Annotated in this window: 27 protein-coding genes; 12 read left to right on the top strand and 15 right to left on the bottom strand. The window is 50.4% G+C overall.

The window, feature by feature from the left end; genetic code table 11:
• Positions 1-27 precede the first annotated feature (27 nt).
• Positions 28-210, top strand: coding sequence for a hypothetical protein (locus tag USF70_RS05580; RefSeq protein ID WP_014883604.1), 183 nt, complete (start codon positions 28-30; stop codon positions 208-210).
• Positions 211-319: 109 nt separating this feature from the next.
• Positions 320-1,270 (top strand): universal stress protein UspE, encoded by a 951-nt coding sequence (gene uspE / locus USF70_RS05575; protein WP_023335478.1) that lies wholly within the window; start codon positions 320-322, stop codon positions 1,268-1,270.
• A 120-nt stretch (positions 1,271-1,390) separates the two neighbouring features.
• Here uspE and pntB read toward each other — a convergent pair whose 3' ends face one another.
• Both pntB and pntA read right to left on the bottom strand, forming a co-directional pair.
• Positions 1,391-2,779, bottom strand: a complete 1,389-nt coding sequence (pntB, locus tag USF70_RS05570; protein ID WP_024909329.1) for a Re/Si-specific NAD(P)(+) transhydrogenase subunit beta — start codon at positions 2,777-2,779, stop codon at positions 1,391-1,393.
• 10 nt (positions 2,780-2,789) lie between these two features.
• Positions 2,790-4,319 carry a Re/Si-specific NAD(P)(+) transhydrogenase subunit alpha gene (gene pntA / locus USF70_RS05565; protein ID WP_023311474.1) on the bottom strand — a complete coding sequence of 510 codons (1,530 nt, stop codon included), beginning with the start codon at positions 4,317-4,319 and terminating at the stop codon, positions 2,790-2,792.
• A gap of 535 nt (positions 4,320-4,854) precedes the next feature.
• Here pntA and ydgH point away from each other — a divergent pair.
• From ydgH to folM, 3 genes are all read left to right on the top strand, one after another.
• Complete coding sequence (ydgH, locus tag USF70_RS05560) at positions 4,855-5,799, top strand: DUF1471 family protein YdgH (RefSeq protein WP_033145347.1); 945 nt, start codon at positions 4,855-4,857, stop codon at positions 5,797-5,799.
• 185 nt (positions 5,800-5,984) lie between these two features.
• Positions 5,985-7,367, top strand: coding sequence for an amino acid permease (locus tag USF70_RS05555; RefSeq protein ID WP_048980409.1), 1,383 nt, complete (start codon positions 5,985-5,987; stop codon positions 7,365-7,367).
• 39 nt (positions 7,368-7,406) lie between these two features.
• Positions 7,407-8,129: a dihydromonapterin reductase gene (gene folM, locus USF70_RS05550; RefSeq protein ID WP_064672368.1), complete on the top strand. Its 723-nt coding sequence runs from the start codon at positions 7,407-7,409 to the stop codon at positions 8,127-8,129.
• On the opposite strand, the gene USF70_RS05545 is transcribed toward folM, so the two are convergent.
• A complete protein-coding gene (locus USF70_RS05545) occupies positions 8,126-8,461 on the bottom strand; it encodes a GlpM family protein (protein ID WP_028017326.1) in 336 nt (111 codons plus the stop codon). The two genes, folM and USF70_RS05545, sit on opposite strands and share 4 nt — an antisense overlap.
• 128 nt (positions 8,462-8,589) lie before the next feature.
• Between USF70_RS05545 and rstA the strand changes: the two genes are divergently transcribed.
• The 3 genes from rstA (at position 8,590) to USF70_RS05530 (ending at position 10,889) form a co-directional block, all read left to right on the top strand.
• Positions 8,590-9,306, top strand: coding sequence for a two-component system response regulator RstA (gene rstA, locus USF70_RS05540; protein WP_021241154.1), 717 nt, complete (start codon positions 8,590-8,592; stop codon positions 9,304-9,306).
• Positions 9,307-9,557: 251 nt separating this feature from the next.
• The gene (locus USF70_RS05535) at positions 9,558-9,818 is read left to right on the top strand and encodes a hypothetical protein (RefSeq protein WP_033145345.1); all 261 of its coding nucleotides are present in this window, start codon (positions 9,558-9,560) and stop codon (positions 9,816-9,818) included.
• Between the two features lie 408 nt (positions 9,819-10,226).
• Positions 10,227-10,889, top strand: a complete 663-nt coding sequence (locus USF70_RS05530) for an SOS response-associated peptidase (RefSeq protein WP_320735362.1) — start codon at positions 10,227-10,229, stop codon at positions 10,887-10,889.
• Positions 10,890-10,940: 51 nt separating this feature from the next.
• Here USF70_RS05530 and cspF read toward each other — a convergent pair whose 3' ends face one another.
• Complete coding sequence (cspF, locus tag USF70_RS05525; RefSeq protein WP_072058474.1) at positions 10,941-11,153, bottom strand: cold shock-like protein CspF; 213 nt, start codon at positions 11,151-11,153, stop codon at positions 10,941-10,943.
• A 287-nt stretch (positions 11,154-11,440) separates the two neighbouring features.
• Here cspF and USF70_RS05520 point away from each other — a divergent pair, with 287 nt between their 5' ends.
• Entirely contained in the window at positions 11,441-11,659 is a 219-nt protein-coding gene (locus USF70_RS05520) for a cold shock domain-containing protein (RefSeq protein ID WP_096150505.1), read from the top strand.
• A 242-nt stretch (positions 11,660-11,901) separates the two neighbouring features.
• Here USF70_RS05520 and USF70_RS05515 read toward each other — a convergent pair whose 3' ends face one another.
• Positions 11,902-12,066 carry a YnfU family zinc-binding protein gene (locus tag USF70_RS05515; RefSeq protein ID WP_320735361.1) on the bottom strand — a complete coding sequence of 55 codons (165 nt, stop codon included), beginning with the start codon at positions 12,064-12,066 and terminating at the stop codon, positions 11,902-11,904.
• A 149-nt stretch (positions 12,067-12,215) separates the two neighbouring features.
• Between USF70_RS05515 and USF70_RS05510 the strand changes: the two genes are divergently transcribed.
• Positions 12,216-12,443 (top strand): phage protein, encoded by a 228-nt coding sequence (locus tag USF70_RS05510; RefSeq protein ID WP_047652164.1) that lies wholly within the window; start codon positions 12,216-12,218, stop codon positions 12,441-12,443.
• 171 nt (positions 12,444-12,614) lie between these two features.
• Positions 12,615-12,953 (top strand): hypothetical protein, encoded by a 339-nt coding sequence (locus USF70_RS05505; RefSeq protein WP_126327659.1) that lies wholly within the window; start codon positions 12,615-12,617, stop codon positions 12,951-12,953.
• A gap of 376 nt (positions 12,954-13,329) precedes the next feature.
• Here USF70_RS05505 and USF70_RS05500 read toward each other — a convergent pair whose 3' ends face one another.
• A complete protein-coding gene (locus tag USF70_RS05500) occupies positions 13,330-13,821 on the bottom strand; it encodes a DUF4113 domain-containing protein (protein ID WP_414464675.1) in 492 nt (163 codons plus the stop codon).
• A gap of 11 nt (positions 13,822-13,832) precedes the next feature.
• Positions 13,833-14,390, bottom strand: a complete 558-nt coding sequence (locus USF70_RS05495) for a recombinase family protein (RefSeq protein ID WP_265460926.1) — start codon at positions 14,388-14,390, stop codon at positions 13,833-13,835.
• A gap of 271 nt (positions 14,391-14,661) precedes the next feature.
• On the opposite strand from USF70_RS05495, the gene USF70_RS05490 reads away from it, so the two are divergent.
• Positions 14,662-15,207, top strand: a complete 546-nt coding sequence (locus tag USF70_RS05490) for a tail fiber domain-containing protein (protein ID WP_240609101.1) — start codon at positions 14,662-14,664, stop codon at positions 15,205-15,207.
• Here USF70_RS05490 and USF70_RS05485 read toward each other — a convergent pair.
• The 8 genes from USF70_RS05485 to USF70_RS05450 all read right to left on the bottom strand — a co-directional run bounded on the left by USF70_RS05485 (position 15,204) and on the right by USF70_RS05450 (position 22,967).
• Entirely contained in the window at positions 15,204-16,397 is a 1,194-nt protein-coding gene (locus USF70_RS05485; RefSeq protein ID WP_320735360.1) for a tail fiber domain-containing protein, read from the bottom strand. The genes USF70_RS05490 and USF70_RS05485 overlap by 4 nt on opposite strands.
• A gap of 56 nt (positions 16,398-16,453) precedes the next feature.
• The gene (cor, locus tag USF70_RS05480; protein ID WP_320735598.1) at positions 16,454-16,693 is read right to left on the bottom strand and encodes a phage exclusion lipoprotein Cor; all 240 of its coding nucleotides are present in this window, start codon (positions 16,691-16,693) and stop codon (positions 16,454-16,456) included.
• A 110-nt stretch (positions 16,694-16,803) separates the two neighbouring features.
• Complete coding sequence (locus tag USF70_RS05475) at positions 16,804-17,478, bottom strand: hypothetical protein (RefSeq protein ID WP_168979325.1); 675 nt, start codon at positions 17,476-17,478, stop codon at positions 16,804-16,806.
• Positions 17,478-17,780 (bottom strand): hypothetical protein, encoded by a 303-nt coding sequence (locus USF70_RS05470; protein ID WP_073001239.1) that lies wholly within the window; start codon positions 17,778-17,780, stop codon positions 17,478-17,480. Before USF70_RS05470 ends, USF70_RS05475 begins: the two co-directional genes overlap by 1 nt.
• Complete coding sequence (locus USF70_RS05465; RefSeq protein WP_320735359.1) at positions 17,780-20,965, bottom strand: host specificity protein J; 3,186 nt, start codon at positions 20,963-20,965, stop codon at positions 17,780-17,782. The genes USF70_RS05470 and USF70_RS05465 overlap by 1 nt, the downstream gene beginning before the upstream one ends.
• A gap of 62 nt (positions 20,966-21,027) precedes the next feature.
• On the bottom strand, positions 21,028-21,594 hold the full coding sequence (locus USF70_RS05460) for a hypothetical protein (protein WP_052194043.1): 567 nt from the start codon (positions 21,592-21,594) through the stop codon (positions 21,028-21,030).
• A gap of 60 nt (positions 21,595-21,654) precedes the next feature.
• Positions 21,655-22,245, bottom strand: a complete 591-nt coding sequence (locus tag USF70_RS05455) for a tail assembly protein (RefSeq protein ID WP_265460931.1) — start codon at positions 22,243-22,245, stop codon at positions 21,655-21,657.
• Complete coding sequence (locus tag USF70_RS05450; protein ID WP_320735358.1) at positions 22,245-22,967, bottom strand: C40 family peptidase; 723 nt, start codon at positions 22,965-22,967, stop codon at positions 22,245-22,247. The genes USF70_RS05455 and USF70_RS05450 overlap by 1 nt, the downstream gene beginning before the upstream one ends.

Here is a 22,967-nt window from a genome sequence, read left to right as displayed (position 1 = left end):
CGTTGAGGTTATGAATTGAGAGAAAGTTTGTTTTTCGTTTCAGTCGTGATTGCCTCTGTGACCTTTATCTTCATCTGGATCATGCTTGTCGGTCCGATGAAGGGGGAAGAAAAAACCTACGTCCAGGATTCCACGACCTTTGCGATAGCGGTGATGGTGCTGTTGTTTATTGCGTTTATCGCGGTGACGACGACGGTACTTTTCCTCTGATAAATTTTCATGAATTATTGATCTGGCAAAACCTCCCCTCTGTTTCATTCAGGATATATAGGTTACTCTTTTAATTACAGACTGTGGTGACAGTAGTAAGGAGACCTGTATGGCCAAGTATCAAAACATGCTGGTAGCTATCGATCCGAATCAGGACGATCAGCCGGCATTACGACGTGCTGTGTATTTACATCAACGGATTGGTGGCAAAATCAAAGCGTTTTTGCCGATCTATGACTTCTCGTATGAGATGACCACCCTTCTGTCGCCTGACGAGCGCACCGCTATGCGTCAGGGCGTCATCAGCCAGCGTACCGCGTGGATCCGTGAACAGGCGAAGTATTACCTGGAAGCGGGCGTGCCCATTGATATTAAAGTGGTCTGGCATAACCGACCTTTCGAAGCCATCATCCAGGAAATTGTCGCCGGTGGGCACGACCTCCTGCTGAAGATGGCGCACCAGCACGACAAGCTGGAATCCGTGATCTTCACTCCGACCGACTGGCACTTGCTGCGCAAATGTCCTTGCCCGGTCTGGATGGTGAAAGACCAGCCGTGGCCTGAAGGCGGGAAAGCCGTTGTGGCGGTAAACCTCGCGAGCGAAGAGGATTACCACAATTCGCTGAACGAGAAGCTGGTGAAGGAGACCATCCAGCTTGCCGATCAGGTCAATCATACCGAAGTGCATCTGGTAGGCGCCTATCCGGTCACCCCGATTAACATTGCCATTGAGCTCCCTGAATTTGACCCGAGCGTGTACAACGACGCGATCCGCGGTCAGCATCTGCTGGCCATGAAAGCGCTGCGCCAGAAATTCAGCATCGATGAGAAAATGACTCACGTGGAAAAAGGCCTGCCTGAAGAGGTGATCCCGGACCTGGCGGAACACCTGCAGGCGGGGATTGTGGTGCTGGGCACCATTGGCCGAACCGGTATTTCTGCCGCCTTCCTTGGCAATACCGCCGAACAGGTGATCGACCATCTGCGCTGCGACCTGCTGGTCATTAAGCCGGATGAGTATCAGACGCCGGTTGAGCTGGACGATCCTGAAGACGATTAACGCCTGACGCCCGGCGGCGCAGGCTTGCCGGGCCTACAAAACCGTAGGCCGGGTAAGCGTCAGCGCCACCCGGCAATAAAAAAACCGCCGAATTCGGCGGTTTTTTCGTTTCAACGCAACTTACAGTGATTTCAGAATCGCATCCACGCTGGCTTTAGCATCGCCGAACAGCATGTGGGTGTTCTCTTTGAAGAACAGCGGGTTCTGAACCCCGGCATAGCCGGTATTCATGGAGCGTTTGAAGACGATCACGTTCTGCGCCTTCCACACTTCCAGAACAGGCATACCGGCGATTGGACTACCCGGGTCGTCCTGTGCAGCAGGGTTAACGGTATCGTTAGCACCAATAACCAGCACGGTGTCGGTGTCGGCGAAATCATCGTTGATCTCATCCATTTCCAGCACGATGTCGTAAGGCACTTTCGCTTCCGCCAGCAGCACGTTCATATGGCCAGGCAGACGCCCTGCCACCGGGTGAATACCAAAGCGAACCTTGATGCCCCGCGCGCGCAGCTTCTCGGTGATTTCCGCAACCGGATACTGCGCCTGCGCCACCGCCATGCCGTAGCCCGGAGTGATGATCACGGAGTGCGAGTTTTTCAGCATGTCTGCGGTATCTTCCGCAGAAATTTCGCGGTGCTCACCCACTTCTTCATCCGCACTGGAAGAAGACCCATCGGTCCCGAAACCACCGGCGATGACGCTGATGAACGAGCGGTTCATCGCCTTACACATGATGTAAGACAGGATCGCACCGGAAGAACCCACCAGCGCACCGGTGACGATCAGCAGGTCGTTGCTCAGCATAAAGCCTGCCGCCGCTGCCGCCCAACCGGAGTAGGAGTTCAGCATCGAGACAACCACCGGCATATCCGCACCGCCGATGGACGCCACAAGGTGCCAGCCAAACGCCAGCGCGATGATGGTCATTACCAGCAACGCCAGTACCTGCAGGCCGACGCTTTCGGTACGCACGAAGACCACCAGCAATACAAACGACACCACCAGCGCCGCCAGATTCAGCTTATGACGGTTTGGCAGCATCAGCGGTTTAGAGGAGATCTTCCCGCGCAGCTTGCCGAACGCCACAATGGAGCCGGTGAAGGTCACCGCACCGATGAAGATACCGAGGAACACTTCCGTCAGGTGAATGTTCACCAGAATCGGTTCCAGACCCGGTTCGTGATACAGGTAGCTGTTGAAGCCCACCAGCACCGCCGCCAGACCCACGAAGCTGTGCAGAATGGCAACCAGCTCCGGCATCTCGGTCATTTCAACGCGTTTTGCCAGTCGAATACCAATCGCGCCGCCGATGATCATCGCCACCAGGATCCACGCCACGTTGCCGGTATCCGGCCCGAAGATGGTGGCAATCAGCGCAATCGCCATCCCGGCGATACCAAAGTTATTCCCCTGCTGAGACGTTTCGTGTTTGGAAAGCCCCGCCAGACTGAAAATAAACAGGATTGCAGCAACAATATATGCAGCTGTCACTAATCCTCCAGACATATGCTACCCCTTAGCCTTTACGAAACATTTTCAGCATGCGCTGAGTCACGGTGAAACCACCGAAAATATTGATACTGGCGATCAGCACCGCGATAAAGCTCAGGAAGCTGATCCAGCCGCCGTGACCAATCTGCAGTAACGCCCCCACCACGATGATCCCGGAGATGGCGTTGGTTACCGACATCAGCGGCGTATGCAGCGCATGGGAGACGTTCCACACCACGTAGTAGCCCACGACGCAGGAGAGCGCGAAGACGGTAAAGTGGCCGAGAAACTCTTTTGGCGCAACGTCAGCCAGCCAGCCGAACAGAATAATCACCAGCGCCATGATCGCGTATTTGCGCCATGGAGAAGCGGGTTTGGCGGGTTCTTTTGGCTCAGGTGCCGCTTTCGTTGCCGCCTGAGGCTGAGCAGAAACCTGAATAGGCGGCGCAGGCCAGGTAATTTCACCTTCACGGACCACCGTGACGCCGCGCACCACCACATCGTCGAAATCAACCGTGACGTTGCCGTCTTTCTCTTTGCAAAGCAGCTTCAGCAGGTTAACGAGGTTAGTGCCGTAGAGCTGAGAAGACTGCGTTGGCAGACGGCCCGGCAGATCGGTATAGCCGATCACCTTCACGCCGTTAGCGGTCGTGGTTACCTGATTTGGAACGGTATATTCACAGTTACCGCCGTTTTGGGCGGCCAGGTCGACAATCACGCTGCCCGGCTTCATGGAGTCAACCATCTCACGGGTGATCAGCTTCGGCGCCGGTTTACCCGGGATAAGCGCGGTGGTGACAATAATGTCGACATCTTTCGCCTGAGCGGCGAAGAGTTCCATTTCGGCTTTGATGAAGGCTTCGGACATTACCTTCGCGTAACCATCGCCGCTGCCTGCTTCTTCCTTGAAGTCCAGCTCAAGGAATTCGGCGCCCATACTCTGGACCTGTTCTTTTACTTCAGGACGGGTGTCAAAGGCGCGTACGATAGCGCCCAGGCTGTTTGCCGCACCGATTGCGGCAAGGCCCGCCACGCCTGCGCCAATCACCATCACTTTCGCCGGAGGGACTTTACCCGCGGCGGTGATTTGACCGGTAAAGAAGCGACCAAACTCGTGGGCCGCTTCAACAATGGCGCGGTAGCCAGCAATGTTTGCCATGGAGCTTAAGGCATCCAGCGACTGCGCGCGCGAAATGCGCGGCACGGAGTCCATTGCCATCACGGTCACGCCACGGGCCGCCAGCTTCTCCATCAGCTCCGGGTTTTGCGCAGGCCAGATGAAGCTCACCAGGGTCGTTCCCGGATTCAGCAGCGCAATCTCACTCTCTTCCGGTGCGTTGACCTTCAGAATCACCGGCGACTGCCAGACGTCAGCACCGTCGACCACTTCCGCGCCAGCCTGGATAAAGGCCTCGTCATCGAAACTCGCCAGTTTGCCCGCGCCGCTTTCAACCGCGACCGTAAAACCCAGTTTAAGCAGTTGCTCCACCGTTTTCGGTGTTGCCGCTACGCGGGTTTCATTGGCTAACCGTTCTTTTGGTACCCCAATACGCATAGTTTTCCCTTCCATCGGTTTTTGATGATGGTTTATCGATAAATGCCCGCGGTTTGTATCAATTTTCGCCATCGCGCGAGCGACGAGAGATGATTAACCCCGGAAAATAAAACAGTAACAAACTGTCTATAACCTACTGAAAATAGCGCCCGCGATCTACCGCCAGAAAACACTATTTCTTACTTTATCTGTGAAAAATAAGCGATCGGCGTCACTGACAGTGATATTTACCTTAAATTCACTGCCAGAACCGATAAATCGCGCAAGCGAAGCGGTAAAAACATGATATAGCGCCATAACAGAACAACTTGTTAACATTAAATTAACTTGTAAAAGTCATATGCTTTATCAGTTTTACTTGTCAAACGCGTGTTTTTTCAACATATCACTAAATGTTATCGAATTCGGTGATTCAGTAAGCACAGGCAGTGAAAAATGGCGCAGACAGCGACGGGTTTTAAATGCAATAATCGGGACCGTCTCAAATTAACAACAATACCAGTACATGGTTTGCGCAAGGCGAAGGATCATTTTTATGAAGCTTAAGAACACACTCCTGGCGTCCGCACTTCTTTCCGCGACCGCCCTGTCTGCGAATGCCGCAACAGAGTTAACGCCGGAGCAAGCGGCAGCGTTAAAACCTTTTGACCATACGGTCATTGTGGGTCGTTATAATTCTATTGGCGACGCCGTCGCCGCTGCATCAAAAGCCGCTGATAAAAACGGGGCGGCCTCGTTTTATGTCGTTGACCAGTCCGATTACGGCAACAGCGGTAACCTGCGCGTGACCATCGCGCTGTTCAAAGACAATGCGCCAAAAGCTGACGCACCGAAAAACCGCGTGATCAACGGTGTTGTTGAACTGCCGAAAGATCAGGCGATTGAGCTGGAACCTTACGACACCGTCACCGTTCAGGGCTTCTATCGCAGCCAGCCTGAAGTGAACGATGCCATCACCAAAGCCGCGAAAGAGAAAGGGGCCTACTCTTTCTTCATCGTGCGTCAGGTCGATGCTAACCAGGGTGGCAATCAGCGTATTACCGCGTTCATCTATAAAAAAGATGCGAAAAAACGTGTTCTGCAGAGCCCGGATGCCATCCCGGCAAATTCAGAAGCAGGTCGCGCGGCGATAGCGAAAGGCGGCGAAGCAGCGAAGAAAGTTGAAATTCCAGGCGTAGCAACGACGGCTGCCCCAAGCGCTGAAGTGGGCCGTTTCTTCGAAACGCAGTCCACGAAAGGTGGTCGTTACTCCGTTACGCTGCCTGACGGTACCAAAATTGAAGAGCTGAACAACGCCACTGCAGCGCAGATGGTGCCGTTCGACAGCATCAAGTTTACCGGCAACTACGGCAACATGACGGAAGTCTCTTACCAGGTCGCGAAGCGTGCGGCGAAGAAAGGGGCGAAGTACTACCACATCACCCGCCAGTGGCAGGAACGTGGTAACAACGTGACCATCAGCGCCGATCTGTACAAGTAACAAAATCGTTGACCAAAGGCGGCGCAATGCCGCCTTTTTTTGTTACTTTTTTTGAATTTCTGCCTCACGTCATTGCATGCATTCGTTACACTCCGTAAAATCCCGCGCCTTAGTGTGATCCACCATTTTTATGCGCCTGAGCGAAATAATTATTCTGGATTTTGACCTTTCATAACAGGAAGCCAATGGAAAAGAAACTTGGCCTGAGTGCTCTGACTGCACTCGTTTTAAGCTCAATGCTGGGTGCAGGCGTATTCAGTTTGCCGCAAAATATGGCGGCCGTTGCCAGCCCATCCGCGCTCATCATTGGCTGGGGCATTACGGGTGTCGGCATACTGCTGCTGGCCTTCGCCATGCTCCTGCTCACCCGCATTCGTCCGGATCTGGACGGCGGCATTTTCACCTATGCGCGTGAGGGTTTCGGCGAGCTGATTGGCTTCTGTTCCGCGTGGGGATACTGGCTATGTGCCGTTATCGCCAACGTCTCCTACCTGGTGATCGTCTTCTCGGCGCTCAGTTTCTTTACCGATACGCCTGAGCTGCGCCTCTTTGGCGACGGAAATACCTGGCAGTCTATTGTGGGCGCCTCGGTGTTATTGTGGTTCGTCCACTGGCTGGTGTTACGTGGCGTACAAACGGCCGCCAGCATCAACCTGGTGGCGACGCTGGCGAAACTGGTTCCGCTCGGCCTGTTTATCGTTCTGGCCTTTATTGCGTTCCGTATGGACATCTTTAAGCTCGATTTCACCGGTATCGCGCTGGGCGTGCCCGTCTGGGAGCAGGTGAAAAACACGATGCTGATTACCCTGTGGGTGTTCATCGGCGTTGAAGGCGCGGTCGTGGTTTCTGCCCGGGCCAGGAATAAACGCGATGTGGGCCGCGCCACGCTGCTGGCAGTTCTGGCCGCGCTGGGGGTCTATCTGCTGGTCACGCTGCTGTCGCTGGGCGTGGTGGCGCGTCCTGAACTGGCTGAAATGCGTAACCCGTCAATGGCGGGCCTGATGGTGAAAATGCTCGGCCCCTGGGGCGACGTGGTGATTGCCGCAGGGCTGATCGTCTCCGTCTGCGGCGCTTACCTGAGCTGGACCATCATGGCGGCTGAAGTGCCGTTCCTGGCCGCGACGCACAAGGCGTTTCCACGCCTGTTCGCCCGTCAAAACCAAAACAGCGCGCCGTCGGCATCGCTCTGGCTGACCAACATCAGCGTTCAGGTCTGTCTGGTGCTGATCTGGCTCACAGGTTCAGACTATAACACCCTGCTGACCATCGCCTCGGAGATGATTCTGGTACCCTATTTCCTAGTGGGTGCGTATCTGTTAAAAATTGCCACACGCCCGGCGCATTATGTCGTGGGTGTCGGAGCCTGTATTTACGGCCTGTGGTTGTTGTATGCTTCCGGGCCTATGCATCTGCTGCTGTCGGTAGTGCTGTACGCACCGGGTCTGCTGGTGTTTATCTACGCCCGCCGCACGCATCAGCTGGAGAACGCGCTGAAGCGCCGTGAAATGGCATTAATTGGACTGTTACTGGTTGCTGCCCTACCGGCAACCTGGATGTTAATGGGATAGCATCGCCTTTCCCATTGTTGAACTGTAAAGGAGAATACGATGGGAAATGCACCGCTTCGCCCAATACTGATTACCGGTGGAGGCCGCCGTATCGGCCTCGCCCTCGCCCATCACTTTCTCAACCTTCGCCATCCGGTCATTGTCAGCTACCGTACGGAATACCCGTCGATTGAAGGGTTACGCAAAGCCGGGGCGGTCTGCATTCAGGCTGATTTTTCGACCGATGAAGGCATTCTGGCTTTCACGGAAAAGGTAAAAGCCACCACGACGGGACTGCGCGCCGTGATCCATAACGCCAGCGCATGGCGAGCCGAAAAACCCGGTACGTCACTCAGCGAAACGCTCTCCGCCATGCTGCAGATCCACGTCAATGCCCCTTATCTGCTTAACCACGCTCTGCAGGATTTGCTGCGCGGCCATGGGCACGCGGCGGGCGATATTATTCACTTCACCGATTATGTGGTGGAGCGCGGCAGCGACAAGCACATCGCCTACGCGGCCAGTAAAGCCGCACTGGATAATATGACGCGCTCGTTTGCCCGCAAGCTCGCGCCCGAGGTGAAGGTAAACGCCATCGCCCCGGCGATGATTTTGTTTAACGAAAACGATGATGCGGAGTATCGCCAGCAGGCGCTGAATAAGTCGCTCATGAAAATCGCGCCGGGCGAGAAAGAGGTAATCGACCTCGTGGATTACCTGCTCACCAGCTGCTACGTCACGGGCAGAACCTTTGCCGTGGACGGCGGCCGCCCGCTGCGCTAGTGAAAACGGCTCCAGAAGAAAATTAGCACCCAGGCGCTGAGTCCCCAGCAGACCACCGCCCCGCTCAGCGCCAGGGGAAGACGCAGAAAACCGGTGAAATACCACAGCGAAAGCAGGTAGAGAAAATACGGAATGATAGACCACATGCCAAACACGATGGTCGTGCGTAACGCTTCCGTACCCCGCTCAGAAGCCACAATATAGTGAGCAATTAGCGCAAAGGTCGGGAACAGCGGGATTAGCCCGGCAATGTAGTAGTTTTTCGTTTTTGCCAGAATGCCAATCAGTAACACCACCAGCGCGCCCAGTGCGGCTTTGATCACCAGCCCCATACTTTTCCCTATAACAATCAAATAACAATATGAGCGAGAATAACGGAACCGGCGTTAATTTTGAAAGATTAATGGAAGGTTAAGGTTCCGCGGTGTATGTTGGCTTTTTTCACGAAAACAGACGCTGTATGAATAAGATTGTTTATGTTGAAGACGAACCCGAGGTCGGGCAACTGATCGCCGCCTATCTGGGTAAACATGATATGGACGTCATTGTTGAACCTCGCGGCGATCGTGCCGAAGAGGTGGTCGTCCGTGAAAACCCGGATCTGGTACTGCTGGATATTATGTTGCCAGGCAAAGACGGCATGACGCTCTGCCGTGACCTGCGCGCCCGGTGGGAGGGCCCTATCGTCCTGCTCACCTCACTGGACAGCGATATGAACCACATTTTGTCGCTGGAGATGGGCGCCAATGACTACATTCTGAAAACCACACCGCCTGCCGTCCTGCTTGCCCGCCTGCGCCTGCATTTGCGCCAGCACGCCAGCATCGAACGCGAAGCGCCCGCGCCGTCTCTGACGCCGCACAAAGCGATGCGCTTCGGTACGCTGTCTATTGACCCCATTAACCGCCAGGTGCTGCTCTCCGGCGAGCTTATCGCCCTCTCCACCGCAGACTTTGACCTGCTGTGGGAGCTGGCAACGCACGCCGGGCAAATCATGGACCGCGACGCGCTGCTGAAAAACCTGCGTGGCGTGAGCTATGACGGAATGGACCGCAGCGTTGACGTGGCGATTTCGCGCCTGCGCAAAAAGCTGCAGGATAACGCTACCGAGCCCTACCGCATTAAAACCGTGCGTAACAAGGGTTATCTGTTTGCCCCACATGCGTGGGAAACCTGATCCCATATCCCGATAAAATAACCTGCGCGAAATGAAGGCATTGCGCGACGATGCCCTTCTTTCGCGCGTTTACTTTTACGTTTGCGCAACAATTAACTTGCTAAGCACGCAAACTATCCCATAATTAAATCTTCATCCATCCTTTCTACAGCCAGCTCAGCCCCGGCGACATGCAGACTCTTTTTTCACCGTGAAGCTCTCACGATACCTCTCCCATAAAATCTTGAAATGAGGATTTAAGCCCATGAAATATGTATAGCTACAGTCAGGTAGAAGCCATCAAAACCAATCTTGAATGGATTGTTAATCAGGCAGCGCTTAGCCATTCCTCCCCTTCACGCGCCGATCAAAAAGCGCTCTTTGATCTCCTTGAGCTCATCCAGACTTACGAAATACTTCTGGATTTAATTAACGAATTCGGTACCGATGTGATTGATATGCACATTGCGGAAGGACTGGCCGTAACGGAAACACTCATCGCCAAGGTAAAAAACAGCGCAATTGCCATGTAACGCGCTCCACAGACATGAAAATATCGACGGGTTTTCATGTATATTCTGCACAAAGCGTTTCTTCGGTGAGATCCAATGAAAAAGCTGTTTGTGCAGTTTTAGTGTGCAGAAAAACCCCAACTCATTGAAATGGACATACTTATTATGTTTTCAATAAGTTAGCCCGAAACGTTTAACGGACATCTACGGACATTCACGGTCTTTTTTGTGCCCCTTTTGGTGTCCCTCCTTCAAAATGCCCCCAAATTTGCCCCCAAAATCCCCCTATTTTGCATAGCTCCTTCCAGTTTCGTAACACACCGCTGTACGAACTCCATTCTCTTCAGGAGAATCGCCCCGAATACGTTTGTAAGACTTAACCAGCGCGCTACTTTTTCTCCCTGCCCTATTGACTAACTGGAGGTTTCTATGTGTGGACGTTTTGCACAAGCACAAACACGTGAAGAATATCTGGCTTACCTGGCCGACGAAGCCGATCGTGACATTGCCTATGACCCGGAACCTATTGGCCGGTACAACGTGGCGCCAGGTACTAAAGTCCTGCTGCTGAGCGAACGCGACGAGCAATTACACCTCGATCCGATATTCTGGGGCTATGCGCCCGGGTGGTGGGATAAGCCCGCGCGCGTCGAAACTGCGGCCACAAGTCGAATGCTTAAACTTTTGTGGGAACATGGCCGAGCGATCTGCTTTGCCGATGGGTGGTTTGAATGGAAGAAAGAAGGCGACAAGAAACAGCCCTACTTCATTCACCGGGCAGACGGTCAGCCTATTTTCATGGCTGCAATCGGCAGCACGCCGTTCGAGCGCGGCGATGAATCGGAAGGTTTCCTAATAGTGACATCTGCAGCTGACAAAGACCTGGTGGATATTCATGACCGCCGGCCACTGGTTTTGTCAGCAGTAGCAGCAAGGGAATGGATGCGTCAGGACGCTGGAGGGAAAGAAGCTCAAGAGATAGCGGCCGACGGCGCTGTACCAACCGACAAGTTTATCTGGCATGCTGTGGCCCGTGATGTTGGAAATGGAAAAAATCAGGGGAGAAAATTGATAGAACAAACAGATATATAATCTGCAGTGCTTTTGATGCGCACTTTATATTTGGTTCAATATTATCTTACTTTAAGAAAGAAATATATTTGCAGCCATCGGACCACTAAGTCCATTTATACGATAAAATTCAACACGAACACCTGGCTTTAACGTTTGGCTTTCACTATTACTTAATGCAGAAACATGCAAAAAAACATCTTTTCTGCCATCTGATGGGATAATCAATCCCTTTCCGCTCTTGAAGTCAAAACTTTTGACAATTCCTGTCATTTTACGAGACAAATATTTTCCTAATGGTAATCCAGATTTCACTATACAGGATCAGTTAATAATAGCTAACACTATTTTAACGGCCTTCTAGAAGGCTAAGATAAAATTTGCTTAATCATTCAACACGTGCCTTAATGGTTTGGCTGATTCGGTGCGATGATGAATCTAACTTTTCCAAAAGCCGTTCTCATAACTAGGTGTTATCTCTGATATCCCTCCTCTTGAGTCCATACATATACCAGCATACGTTTCTTATCATGAGCTTGCTTGTCAGTTTGAAATGTTCAAACGGAGTTTGTATGTCATCTAAAATCATAGGTCTTGTTAAGTGGTTTAACGAAGATAAGGGGTTTGGCTTTATCTCCCCACTCGATGGAAGTAAAGATGTTCTTGTTCACACTTCTTCCCTGCTGGGAAAAACATTTAATACTCTTTTTGAAGGACAAAAAGTCAAATTCGCTATCATAGCTGGAACTAAAGGTCCAATCGCTGCCAATGTAACACTTTGCGATAGATAATTTTTAGATGGTTTGCTTAAGCCAGCATGACTTTATCAGTGAAAGGTGATGTTCGGTTACTCACATCATTACAACAGGCCAGCATATTTACTTACCATCAAGTTTGCTGACCGATGTGATGAAATGCAGGACTGCTGCATGAACAGTCTCAAAGCAGAAGCTAACTGCTTATAAAATACTAAAGTGCGTAAGAGGTTAGGCAGCCTCCAAAAGCATCACTTCTTATTTTTTTAATAATTTTTTTAGAAGCGCTGGGAAGATTTGAACAAAGCACTGCAGTATGGGCACACCAACTGAGCCCCCTTTTGTACACGATTGTAACTATGTTCGGAATCTTTTGAGCAGTTTGGACAAGGACATTTTACTAAATAATTTCGGCGGAATTGAGTGTTTTTACGTGCAGACATAGACTTCTCCAGTTCAAATGGACCGTTACAGTACACGTTAAGAAAGTATAATGCTTGTTTTAATTTCGAAAGAGGCAAAAAAAAATGAACAAACAGAACCCTTTCGACCACCTGCAGGGGCTAGAAACCCGCAAAATACATGGTGATATATGAAAAAAGTAATCATTTTTTTTAATGGTAAGCCAAGTAAAGTTATCACTGTGCTTAAAGGTGTGACATCAATACGCGAAGAATATCCTAATGGAGAAGTGATAAACCTTCAGATAATGTCAGCAGGTTTTCCCTCTTTAACAGGTGACCATGAAGTGGTCCATGTGGCATCAGATCGAGAACTTACCTCTCAGGAAATATTAGATGCGGCGCAGAAGTATCTTTGACGCTAGGGATTCAACGCCGACATTCATGAAATCATTATTATAACTACGTTTAATTATTATAGCCTGCTTAACGCAGGTTTTTTTACCCCCACACAAAAATTTATAATTAAGACATGTACATCCAGCACCATGGCAATATGACTTTATTGCTGAGGCAACCATAAGGCTTCCATGAAAATCCTGCATTACACAGTATTAATAGTTCTTGAAGCCCCATTCTCAGATAATAATATCAACCCTCTTATCTTGGGTCTCTTACATGACCGGAACTATTCAAGTAAGTCAAACCGAGGTGTCAAACTTCCATCCCATGCATTCATTGGTTCAGAGGGTCAGGCAGTTTTAGAGTGGGAGTCTGAAAAAGATGGAGCAGAAAAACTAAAAAAAAGACTCTACCAGATGCTGCATGGAATTACACGTTTAGAAAAATCTCCCACAGCAATTTTTCTAATGATTTGCCCAGAAGATAAAACCTTAACCTTTGTCTCAAGACTTAAAGTAAAAAAATGAACATCGATATTTTAACCTTCACCATCTGAAAATTCCGTGACCGTGAAAACCGCGAAAGAAAATCATGAGGCACATCAGTAAATATTGTATCATTTGCTAAGCATTGCTGTTACATTCGGTTTAATGATGAATCCTCCTCAGCGGCAGGGCTAATTAACCTGATGATTTGTATATCCAGCGGCTCATCGTGAATTTCTGAAGCAGCGAGTCACGAGTGGTTAGTTCAATGACTCACCGGGAGGCACCCGGCATCATACCCATAAGCCCCTGTATAATTGCAGGGGCTTATTTACATTACAAAAGCATAGTAGTAGACATATTAATCTTAATACTCATAGCCGATAATTAGGTTCGAATGAATATACCGTTTAAAGGATCATCTAACTTTTATTAGGTCTGAATACCTCGTAGTATATCGTGGAGATAACATATCCCGTTTCATCTGCCACTGCTGCTGTATGCCCTGCCCGGCAAAATAAAGCGTTCCCTTTCCATCTTTCCCGTTCAGATAATCCAGAACTTCCATCAGCCTCTCGCTACCAGCACGCGGCGCGTTCTCATCGAACAGGTTGAGCTGGGCCACGCCTTGGCTGAAAAAATCCCCAAGCATGATCCCTGCCTTCTGGTACCGGTGGCCATCCTTCCAGATTTTGTCCAGGCACTTTACAGCGGCGTTGATGATGTCGCGTGAATCCTGAGTGGGGGTAAGAAGCTTCATGGACGCACTGTTACCGTAATACGGCTCGTTAAACGCAAAGGGAGAGGTTTTCACGAACGCAGAGATAAAGCGGCAATTTCGCCGTTTCGTTTCTAAGTTTATATGCAGCTTCGAATTATGAGTTTTGTAAATTTTATGGCCGTAACTCAGTGTGAACAGATTTAAGCCGATTTTGAAACTGGGAATTTTTTATACAGCGTGCACACCGCCACATCATAGATGATTGCCACCTTCTTCCTGTCCACGCCGTTCGCTATCAGTCGACCCGCCTGCGCCCATTGTTCCTGGGTGAGCTTTGGCCTCCTCCCACCGATTCGTCCTTTCTCACGAGCTGCGGCCAACCCTGCCCGGGTGCGCTCCACTATCAACTCCCTCTCCATTTCTGCCAGCGCTGACATGATATGAAAGATGAAGCGCCCCATCGGGCTTGATGTGTCGATGCTGTCCGTGAGGCTCTTAAAGTGGATGCCGCGCTGCCGGAGTTCGTCCACCAGCAGCACCAGATTCCGCATGCTGCGACCGAGTCGATCCAGTTTCCAGACCACCAAGGTATCCCCCTCATTTAATGCCCTGAGAAGCCTTTTAAGTGCTGGCCGGTTCGCTACCGTTCCGCTCATTTTTTCTTCGAAAATTTGTTCACATCCTGCGCGTTCGAGCGCTTGCCGCTGAAGATCCGTATTTTGTTCATTTGTTGACACCCTTACATAGCCAATTTGCATATTTTTCACCCAGTTATTTCTGCAAAAAAATCAGGTGAAGTTATCGGCCAGGCCGCTCGAGAGCAATCTATAAAACGTCGGTTTAGGAAACAGCGCAATCAGGGACGTCGGCGCAGCGGCGGGAACGGTCGCAGCCGGCGATGATTCGCGCTTAAATACTGTCGATCAGAAAGCGGGTGGGAAAATTACGAGCCCAATTACAGTCCAGCCAGGGATTAACGGTAACCCCGGATTTGCCGTCAATTCTGGGGATAATGGTGGCGGTGGATTGATGAATAATGGCATCAGCCTGGTCGTGGCCAGTGGCTATAACCCAAATACAGGTAATTACGTCAACCTCATCAAAGGTACCTGGTATACAGGAGAATGGTCTTTCGGGGGAGCCCGTGGTGGCGGGGCTAATTTTGATAATGTCACACTAAACCTGAAAGGGTCGAATCAGGAAGGGATGGTCACTTGGGTTTTCCATTCCAATGGCGCTGCCACAGGCAATTGGGTAACGGCATCTGATGAGCGTATCAAAGAAAATGTAACGGTAATCGCTGATCCACTTATGAAAATGCAGCAGCTTCGAGGCGTTGAATGGGACCGCCTCGACACTCCTGCGCATGGGTATGGCTTCATAGCTCAGGAAGTTGAGAAGGCTTTTCCTGACGCTGTGAAATCTTATGGGAAAACAACCTTACGAAATGGAACAGAGATTGAGGATGTAAAATCTGTTGATACGTTTGGTGTTGCCGCGGCTCTTCACCATGAGGCGATCCTTGCTTTAATGGTGAAAGTTGAAAACCTTGAGCGTCAACTAGGAATATCTTAACGCGACCTGTCTTCGATTTTGTCGTTAAGTTCTTTAATGGCCTGGATGCAAAGTGCGATAACACCTGCATATTCCACCGTATAGCTGCGCTTACTGTCATCTCTTTTTCTTGTCAGTTGCTGGGTGATTGTCACCTCACCAGCCTCATTAACTTCTTCAACTGACTCATAATGATCATGATCTTCAAATACTGACCCGACAGCCTCCGGCAGAACTTTGATGAGTTCCTGGGCAATAACCCCAGCAGATGGAAGACCGCTCTCCTTCCAGTTGAATGTCACTCCACTTAAGCTCATTACTTTGTCGAGTGCGTTCTCGATGGCTTTGACATCGTCTTTTTTATCCGCATCTGAAGTCTGTGTCAGTGATGCGCAGGTGATATTTCCAGGGGTAATAAATCTATCTCCCCGCATTGCGAAATATTTTTCTGTACCGGGTTTGGCTGCCTGGGTTGTGACAAATACCAGATCACCATAATTTTCGCAGAAGGAGTAGGACATACTATCCAGAGAGCCCGGATACTTGAACGCAAACACTCCGAAACTGCTGGACTGAGTAAGGACATTTATTGAACCAGTGGCATTTAAAGCTGATGAAATCGTGCCTCCTGATTTTCCGTTCACTGTACCCAGGCGTGAATCATCGCCGGCTGCGACCGTTCCCGCCGCTGCGCCGACATCCCTGATTGCGCTGTTTCCTAAACCGAGGTTTGTGCGAGCGCCTGATTCGGTTGTCGATCCGGTACCGCCCTGATTAACAGGTACGGCTCCGCCGCTCTTAGTCGCCATATTGTCAGACAGGTATTTCCATGACGGGCCGGTGAAGGTAGTGCCGTCTGGCAGCTTCACTGTGATGTTTCCAGCGGCACTGTAAACCTGCTGCCAGTTCTGTTTGTCGTAATTCAGCCCACGCAGCGCTTCAGCACTTTGCGCCACCAGCGCAGCAGTTACCATGTTCAGCGCCACGCGCGGGACCGCTGACCAGGCCGCACCGGCTTGTGTCGGACCGGTGAAGCTGATTACAAGCGTCAGTTGGGTATCACTGTCTACCGATTTTACTGGCAATGTGTACGGAACGCCGCCCACAGTAGAGACAATGAAGTCACCTGCAGAGAGTTCAGTTGTAAATGCAGTTCCGGAACCGCCAACAATGGCGGAACCGTTCGTCAGGGTGATGGTACCTGCTGACATGATGGACTCCTGAGTTCAGATAATAAAAAACCCGCCGAAGCGGGTTCTTGTTTTGTTCATTTTGAACAGGTCGACCTGGTGAAGTTGTTTTTGCTCACCCATCGCCAATTGAAGGGGTAGCCTGCCCTATATTCTGTCTGATTAGCTACTTTACGCACGCCGTAAATCTGCACCGACTCTTCCTTTCCCCCGATCAATGCGGTGGCTTCGCAAACGGGATTTTGTTTCTCGATAAGGGGTGACGAGCAAGCGGCAAGGAGACAGCATATAAGTGCACAGCCAATTAAAGGTTTCATCATTCATCCCTGAGAAAAATAAACGCTCTAAAACGTTAACTTAGAGGAAAAAACAATGAAAATAGATTTTATAGATCAATATTTTTAGATTGATCGTTTTGAACGATCGTTTAATCGTAAGCAGTTGTATTGATGGCAGTTAAAGACATCCCCGTATTGGTACCACCGCCTGGTGAGCCTGTCCCGGTAGATGTCCCACCTGCGTTTATTCTTGTACTGCCTCCGTTAAATCTGCACGATGAATACGCGTTGATCGTATAAATGGTCGGAGGCTTGGTCGCGTTATTGGTGATAATTGTCTGACCAAGCTGTGCAGGAGCTACAGCCCAAGATCCAGACAATGTCTGGTCTATGTTTATGCCTCCGTTTGCACCTGCAGTGCCCACTGTTTGCAGATCAGAAAGAACCCTTGATTCGTTTGTCAGAACAAGTTTTCCCGTAGCATCCCAGATTGCAAATCCCCACGCTGGTAGTGTTTGCGGGAATATTGCAAAGACATAGGCAGTAAGCGTAAAGCTCTGGTTATACGGGTTCACACCACCAATATAAACATTTCCTCCGAGTCGATATGACACGACTGGTGTCGGTTGCGCCGTATCAGTAGTTTTGATAAACACCATTACCGGATAATCTGCAGGTATAGAAAGATATTGCGTCACCTGCTGTGAACTGCCGTTAGGTGAGGAGCTAAAGGTGTATTTACCGTAGAGGCAGAATGGAGTTGATTGCGGCGTAACGAAGGGATTTCCATTATCCATCAATATCATCGCACCATAATCAGCCATTATGCTTTCTCCATAAAAATAATCAGCTCGCATTTAGATGCCGGATAATTGCCCAAGCCCGTTTCTGATGCGGGTGTCACAGCAATGGTGTTCCCGCTCGCTACAATTCTGCGTCCGACACTGTTTCCCCCCTCGTCAAGAGAAACAACAAACCCCACTTTAAACCCCTGAGGTAGGCTAAAGCTCCATGCCCCTGAGTTCTGCCCTGCCGCTAGTGGAATACGTCCAACAACCGAAACTGGCTTAATGCCATAGTTATTTGGACTTCCACTCGCATCCCATGTTTGTATACCCCATGACATCAGAACACTCCTGTCAGTTTGCCAATCTGTACGCGGAGGACACCGTTCGCATCCCTGATGCTGTCAGTAACGTTCGTGGTCTTTCTTGCACCCTGGCCGTCACTACCGTAGTTTTCCCAGGTACCACCTTTATCCAGTTTCCATCCGGATTGTCCAGCAACGTAATTATTGGACTGGATGAAATTGCCAATTTTGGCATTTGTGATCGTGCCATCCTGAATAAATGCTGAGCTCATAAAGACCTGACCATTAACCACCGCGAACGGTGAATACTGCGCGTCACCACTGCCACTCATAAGTACAAACTGATTAGCGTTGAACCCAATACGGGTAACTACCGGTTTCCCGGCCTCAGCAAGCACAGCAATCGACATCCCGGCGTTGTACATCACCCCGTTTATCCTCACGCCTGTTTTGAGGGTGTAGATTGCCGAAGCACCGGAGGCATCGACGACGGCTGTGAGCTTGTCTTCCAGGGAAGCGGTGACGTTGTCGATCTGCGCCTGCACCTGTGTCGACATTTCGGCCATTGCCCTATCTACCTCAGCAATAGTCGTTTTCACAACCAGGATATCGGCACGTACTTCTCCGTATTGCGCCCATTGATGTTCAACTGTTCCATGGTTGGCCAGCGCGTTCTGCATTGCAGCTTCGAGATTGGTATCAATATCGCTGGTCAGACGGTCGCCGTCGGCCGAGGTAAGGAAATCGTCTGCGATTTCACCCAGATAATCATCAGCATTATCGTTAGACATTCCCCTGATCCAGTCGGTATAGCCGGACTCGTTACCCGTTCTGTCAACCAGCTGCGCGCGATACCAGAATTCCTGCCCGGCTTTCAGCCCGAGCTGGGTATATTCAGCAGATGGATAAGGTACGTCCGATAGCAGCAACGGATCGGAAAAGTCACTGTTAGCGGTGTACTGAATTTCCGTTTTAAGCGTATCGCCGGTGTTTGCCGGGAAGCCCCAGTTCAGACGAATACCCCAGTTGATGGCCGTAGCCATAAAGCCCACTGGCTTGGGCGGATTGCCCACTTTGCCGGTCAACGTCTTCTCTTCTGAATATCCCCACCCGGAAGAAATTTCCGCTGCGTTGATAGCACGCACGCGCACCAGGTACCGTCCGGCGTAAATCCCCGGGACGTCGAATGACGTGGTGGAGCTGCGCGGCACGTTAACCCAGTTCCCGTCATTGCGGCGCCATTGCGCCTCATAGGCGATGGCATTTTGTGCCTGGTCCCAGCTTACACGCATGGTTTCGACGCTGATATTTTGCTGAATCACCGAAAACGAGCTGATCGCGATGTTGACTGGCGGCGACTGATTACCTGGAGGGATGACACTTACCGGCCGCTGATCTATAACGGCACCTGTATCGATACGGGCATATTTATCCGGATCGTGATTTGCCCCCGTGATGGTATATGTCCCGTCATTGTTATCGGTGACACTAATTACCCTGTACTGCTGCGCATAGAGTTCATCAGATTCAATAACCCATACAGCCTCAGCCTGCGGAAGTTCACTAAAGGCAGTTGTCACGGTAACCATTTCGCCGGACAGGGACTGAATCGTCCGGGATTGGGTAATGCCCGATGGCAGGTTTACCATTATCCTGTCACCGGCCTTAGCACTTGGCACCCGGTCAAGTTTGATTACACGACCATTAACCGCGGATAATCGACCACCTAAATCTCTCCCTGAAAGATTTCGGTCAGAAACAGCAATTATGTAGCCCGGCTGAGGAATATTGCCGTCCAGACCAACGTCAAACGTTACAACCCTGTCTTTATTGTTGGTCAGGATCCCCCAGCGCCCTTTCCTGTTTGCCTCAGACTGTCGGGTGCACCCGATGGCGGTGATCTCAAGCTGGTTGAAACCATAGCGCGCCACCAGAGCCTGCTCGAAGACGGGCTCCATTGCATCAGCATACCCATTTTCCGGATCAGACCAAGATACAAGAGCGTTTGTGTAGCGACTTTTGGTTGTGCTGCTGGAATATACGAATTTGCCGTCGACAACGTTAGCATGCGTGTAGGTAAAATCGACATCTCTGGGCATGTCCGCAAGGGCAACAATCTGATCGTCTCCCCAGTAGGTCATGCCTCGAAAAATGGCGGCGAAGTCACGCAGGACGGTGTAAGCGTCATTTCGATCCTGAATGTATACGTTGCAGGTGTAACGAGGTTCAGTTCCGCTACCACCCTTACCATCCGGTACCGGTTGATCACAATATTGAGCGACCTGATAAAGCGTCCATTTGTCGATATTGGCTGCCGTTAGCCGATTACCAAGGCCGAAGCGGTCAGTGACCACCAGATCGTAAAATATCCACGCAGGGTTATCTGTCCATGCCCACTTAAAAGCGCCCGTCCAGATGCCGCTGTACGTTCGTGTTTCTGGGTCATAGTTATCGGGCACACGGATAACACGTCCGCGAGGCTCGCAGGATATTTGCGGTATCGAGCCATTGAACTGGCTCGAGTCAAATTCAATGAACAAAAGCGCAGTGTTCGGATATCGAAGTTTGGCGTCGATTACTTCTGTGAAGCTTTGCAGCATCATCGTGTCGCCAATCTTCGCGCTATTGGCATCGGCTGTAATTTTGCGCAGCCTGATGGTCCAAGTGCTACCCGCCTGAGGTAAATCAATACGGTGGCTGCGCTCGTAACCTGACGTCGTTTTCCCGGTCACGCTGGTATTCAGCACTGTCTGCCAGGAGCCGCCATCTGTCTGAAGGTCAATTGCATAGTTGACCGAATAGCCAACCAGATCGCCATCATCCTCCTGTTTGAAGAGAGAAGGCCATTTTAGACGCAGGCGAACAGCTGAAAGCTGCGTATTGGTGAACGTGCGCGTCCACGCTGTAGAGCTGGAAACTTCGGAGCCTACATTGATTTCATTTTCGGTACCCAGGATTCCTTGAATGTATTTTTGCGCCTGAGTTCCAGAACGAAACTCCCACGCCACACCGCTGAAGTTCTGTGAACCATCTGCGTTCTCAAGTGCGGTGCCATCGAGATAAATATCGCGCGCAGTAAGGCCACCAGCAAACTCCCCCTCTCCCAGCGCGAGAAGGATTTTTGCCTTGGCTACTGACTGCAGATCGTCTGGCTGTTCTGTAGGAGTTCTTGAGCTTGAACTGCCGCCCTTGCGGCCTTTAATAGCGGTTGCTATAGCCATATTGCGCCCATAAAAAAAGCCACCCAGAGGTGACCATGATTAGAACAATGTTGAATTAAATATTATTTGATAAGCAAACCAAAATAATAGTGTTCATCGAAAATACGGAGAAAGCGAATTGCACAATTACGAACGTACTCTAATTGTTTCGAGCGAGGAATGTCACCGTGTCGCGGATAGTTCAGGTAATAATACCCAACCTCATATTCATAATTATTTGTAAAATCATCATGCAATGCGCTCCAGTACGTCATTACTCTATATAAAAGGCCATTTGGCAAGTCATACCATTTAACAAAAGTTCTAGTTAATTCACTCCAGACATCATCCTCAAGTTCAGAATAGGCGAGCTTTTTGAATGTTAGTCTCATTGCCAATATGAACGCGACTCGTTCAGTTGGCATCACTTCTCCAATCTCATCAACGTAGCCATCAAAATAGCGAAACACCTCATCTTTCGAGATTTCCTTATCTAATCCCAAAGATGCCAAAATCAAAAGATTTGAAGACTCATTGCCAGCAGAAATCTGGTTTTCAGCCCAGTCTGTGAACGCCCTTCTGTCCAAACCAGGCTCGTTTAATTTTCTTAATCCAAGCAAATCTTGAAAGTCTATAGCATAACCATCCATAAGCATTTCCAGTCTTATAATGCGTTCTTTCAAGAAGATACTCTTAGTTTGGCACTATAGCTACTGCTGATCGTCAACATAAATGCCAGCAGAAATGATCGCTCCACCGATGCGGCGCTTGCCGTAAAGGAGCGGCACAGGATTACCCTGGGCTGTCGTATTGGTTACTCCCCCAAAGGCATAACTGGCCTTGTTGTCTGCCGATTGCTTGCTGGCAAGTCCGGTTGTCTGTGGAGAGAGCATTTGTACGACACCGCCAAGGGCCATCGCAGCGCCAAATTGCATTAGAGGAACGCCGACAGCACCACCGCCAAAGTATGACGCCACAGCACCAACTGCGACCAAAGCCACGCCTAAGATGGTCTGGAATACTCCACCACGTTTACTCCCGAGGATAACCGGCGCAATACGGATGTCAGCTGTACTCTGATCCATAGAGAGCTCATCATCGTTCAGGTTACGCTTACCGCTGAAAACAGCGTAGGTTAGGCCGCGCTGCTTGCTGGTATTCAAAAAACGCTCGAAGCCTGGCACGATAACGCACAATGCGCGGATGGCTTCTTTTGGTGAGGCTACCGAAAGTTGGAATTCGCGGCCAAACGTAGTACCCAAAACACCATATAAACGAACAGTACGGACGGATTCGCACATTATCCCTCCTGCATGATTAGGCTTTTATGCCTGACAATTTTCATGGTTCTCTCCATCCAGTACCCTCCATATGGCACACGTTGACTGAGGTGACCATAAAGATGATGGAGAAGCATATTCCCCTCCAGCAAGATCCCTGAATGGTTCCACTTATTCGATTCCACCTGCATGATGATCAAATCGCCCGGCATCGGTGATCCACTGAATTCGCGGAAACCACATTCGTACCAGCAATCCTGATAGAAATTATCCAGATAGGATTCCTCCCACCACGGATAATCAACACGGTAATCCTTAAGTTCGACATCAAGCTCCTGCCGGAAATAGCTCATCACCAGCCCCCAACAGTCGTAGTGTCCGAGCACAAACGGGCGCCCGAGCAGCGGCAATTCACCGCGGGGAGTAATGGTACGAAAGTCTCCTTCCGGCCAACTGACAATATGCCAGGGCAGCAACGTTGCATCGCATTGAGCCTTGTCCAGTTCGCTTGGTTGGGTCGTCGCGTCGGGGTGGCTATGTACGATTCCCGTTATCGTCCCCCAGTCTTCAGCAGCAGCGTAATCCTCTGGCGAAAGGTGAAACTGTTCCGTTGGTTCGGCAGCCAGATTACGGCATGGGAAATAGCGTTCCACCCGGCTTTTCTGCGCTATCACGCCGCAGCATTCGTGGGGATAGTCTTTCGCAGCATGCGCCAGGATGTCCTGAATTGTTTTCTGACGCAT

It is taken from the genome of Enterobacter sp. 237C8 (genome assembly GCF_034106865.1).
Lineage (GTDB): Bacteria > Pseudomonadota > Gammaproteobacteria > Enterobacterales > Enterobacteriaceae > Enterobacter > Enterobacter asburiae_B.
Note: the sequence above shows the minus strand (reverse complement) of the source record. Positions and strands in the feature narration are given on the sequence as shown.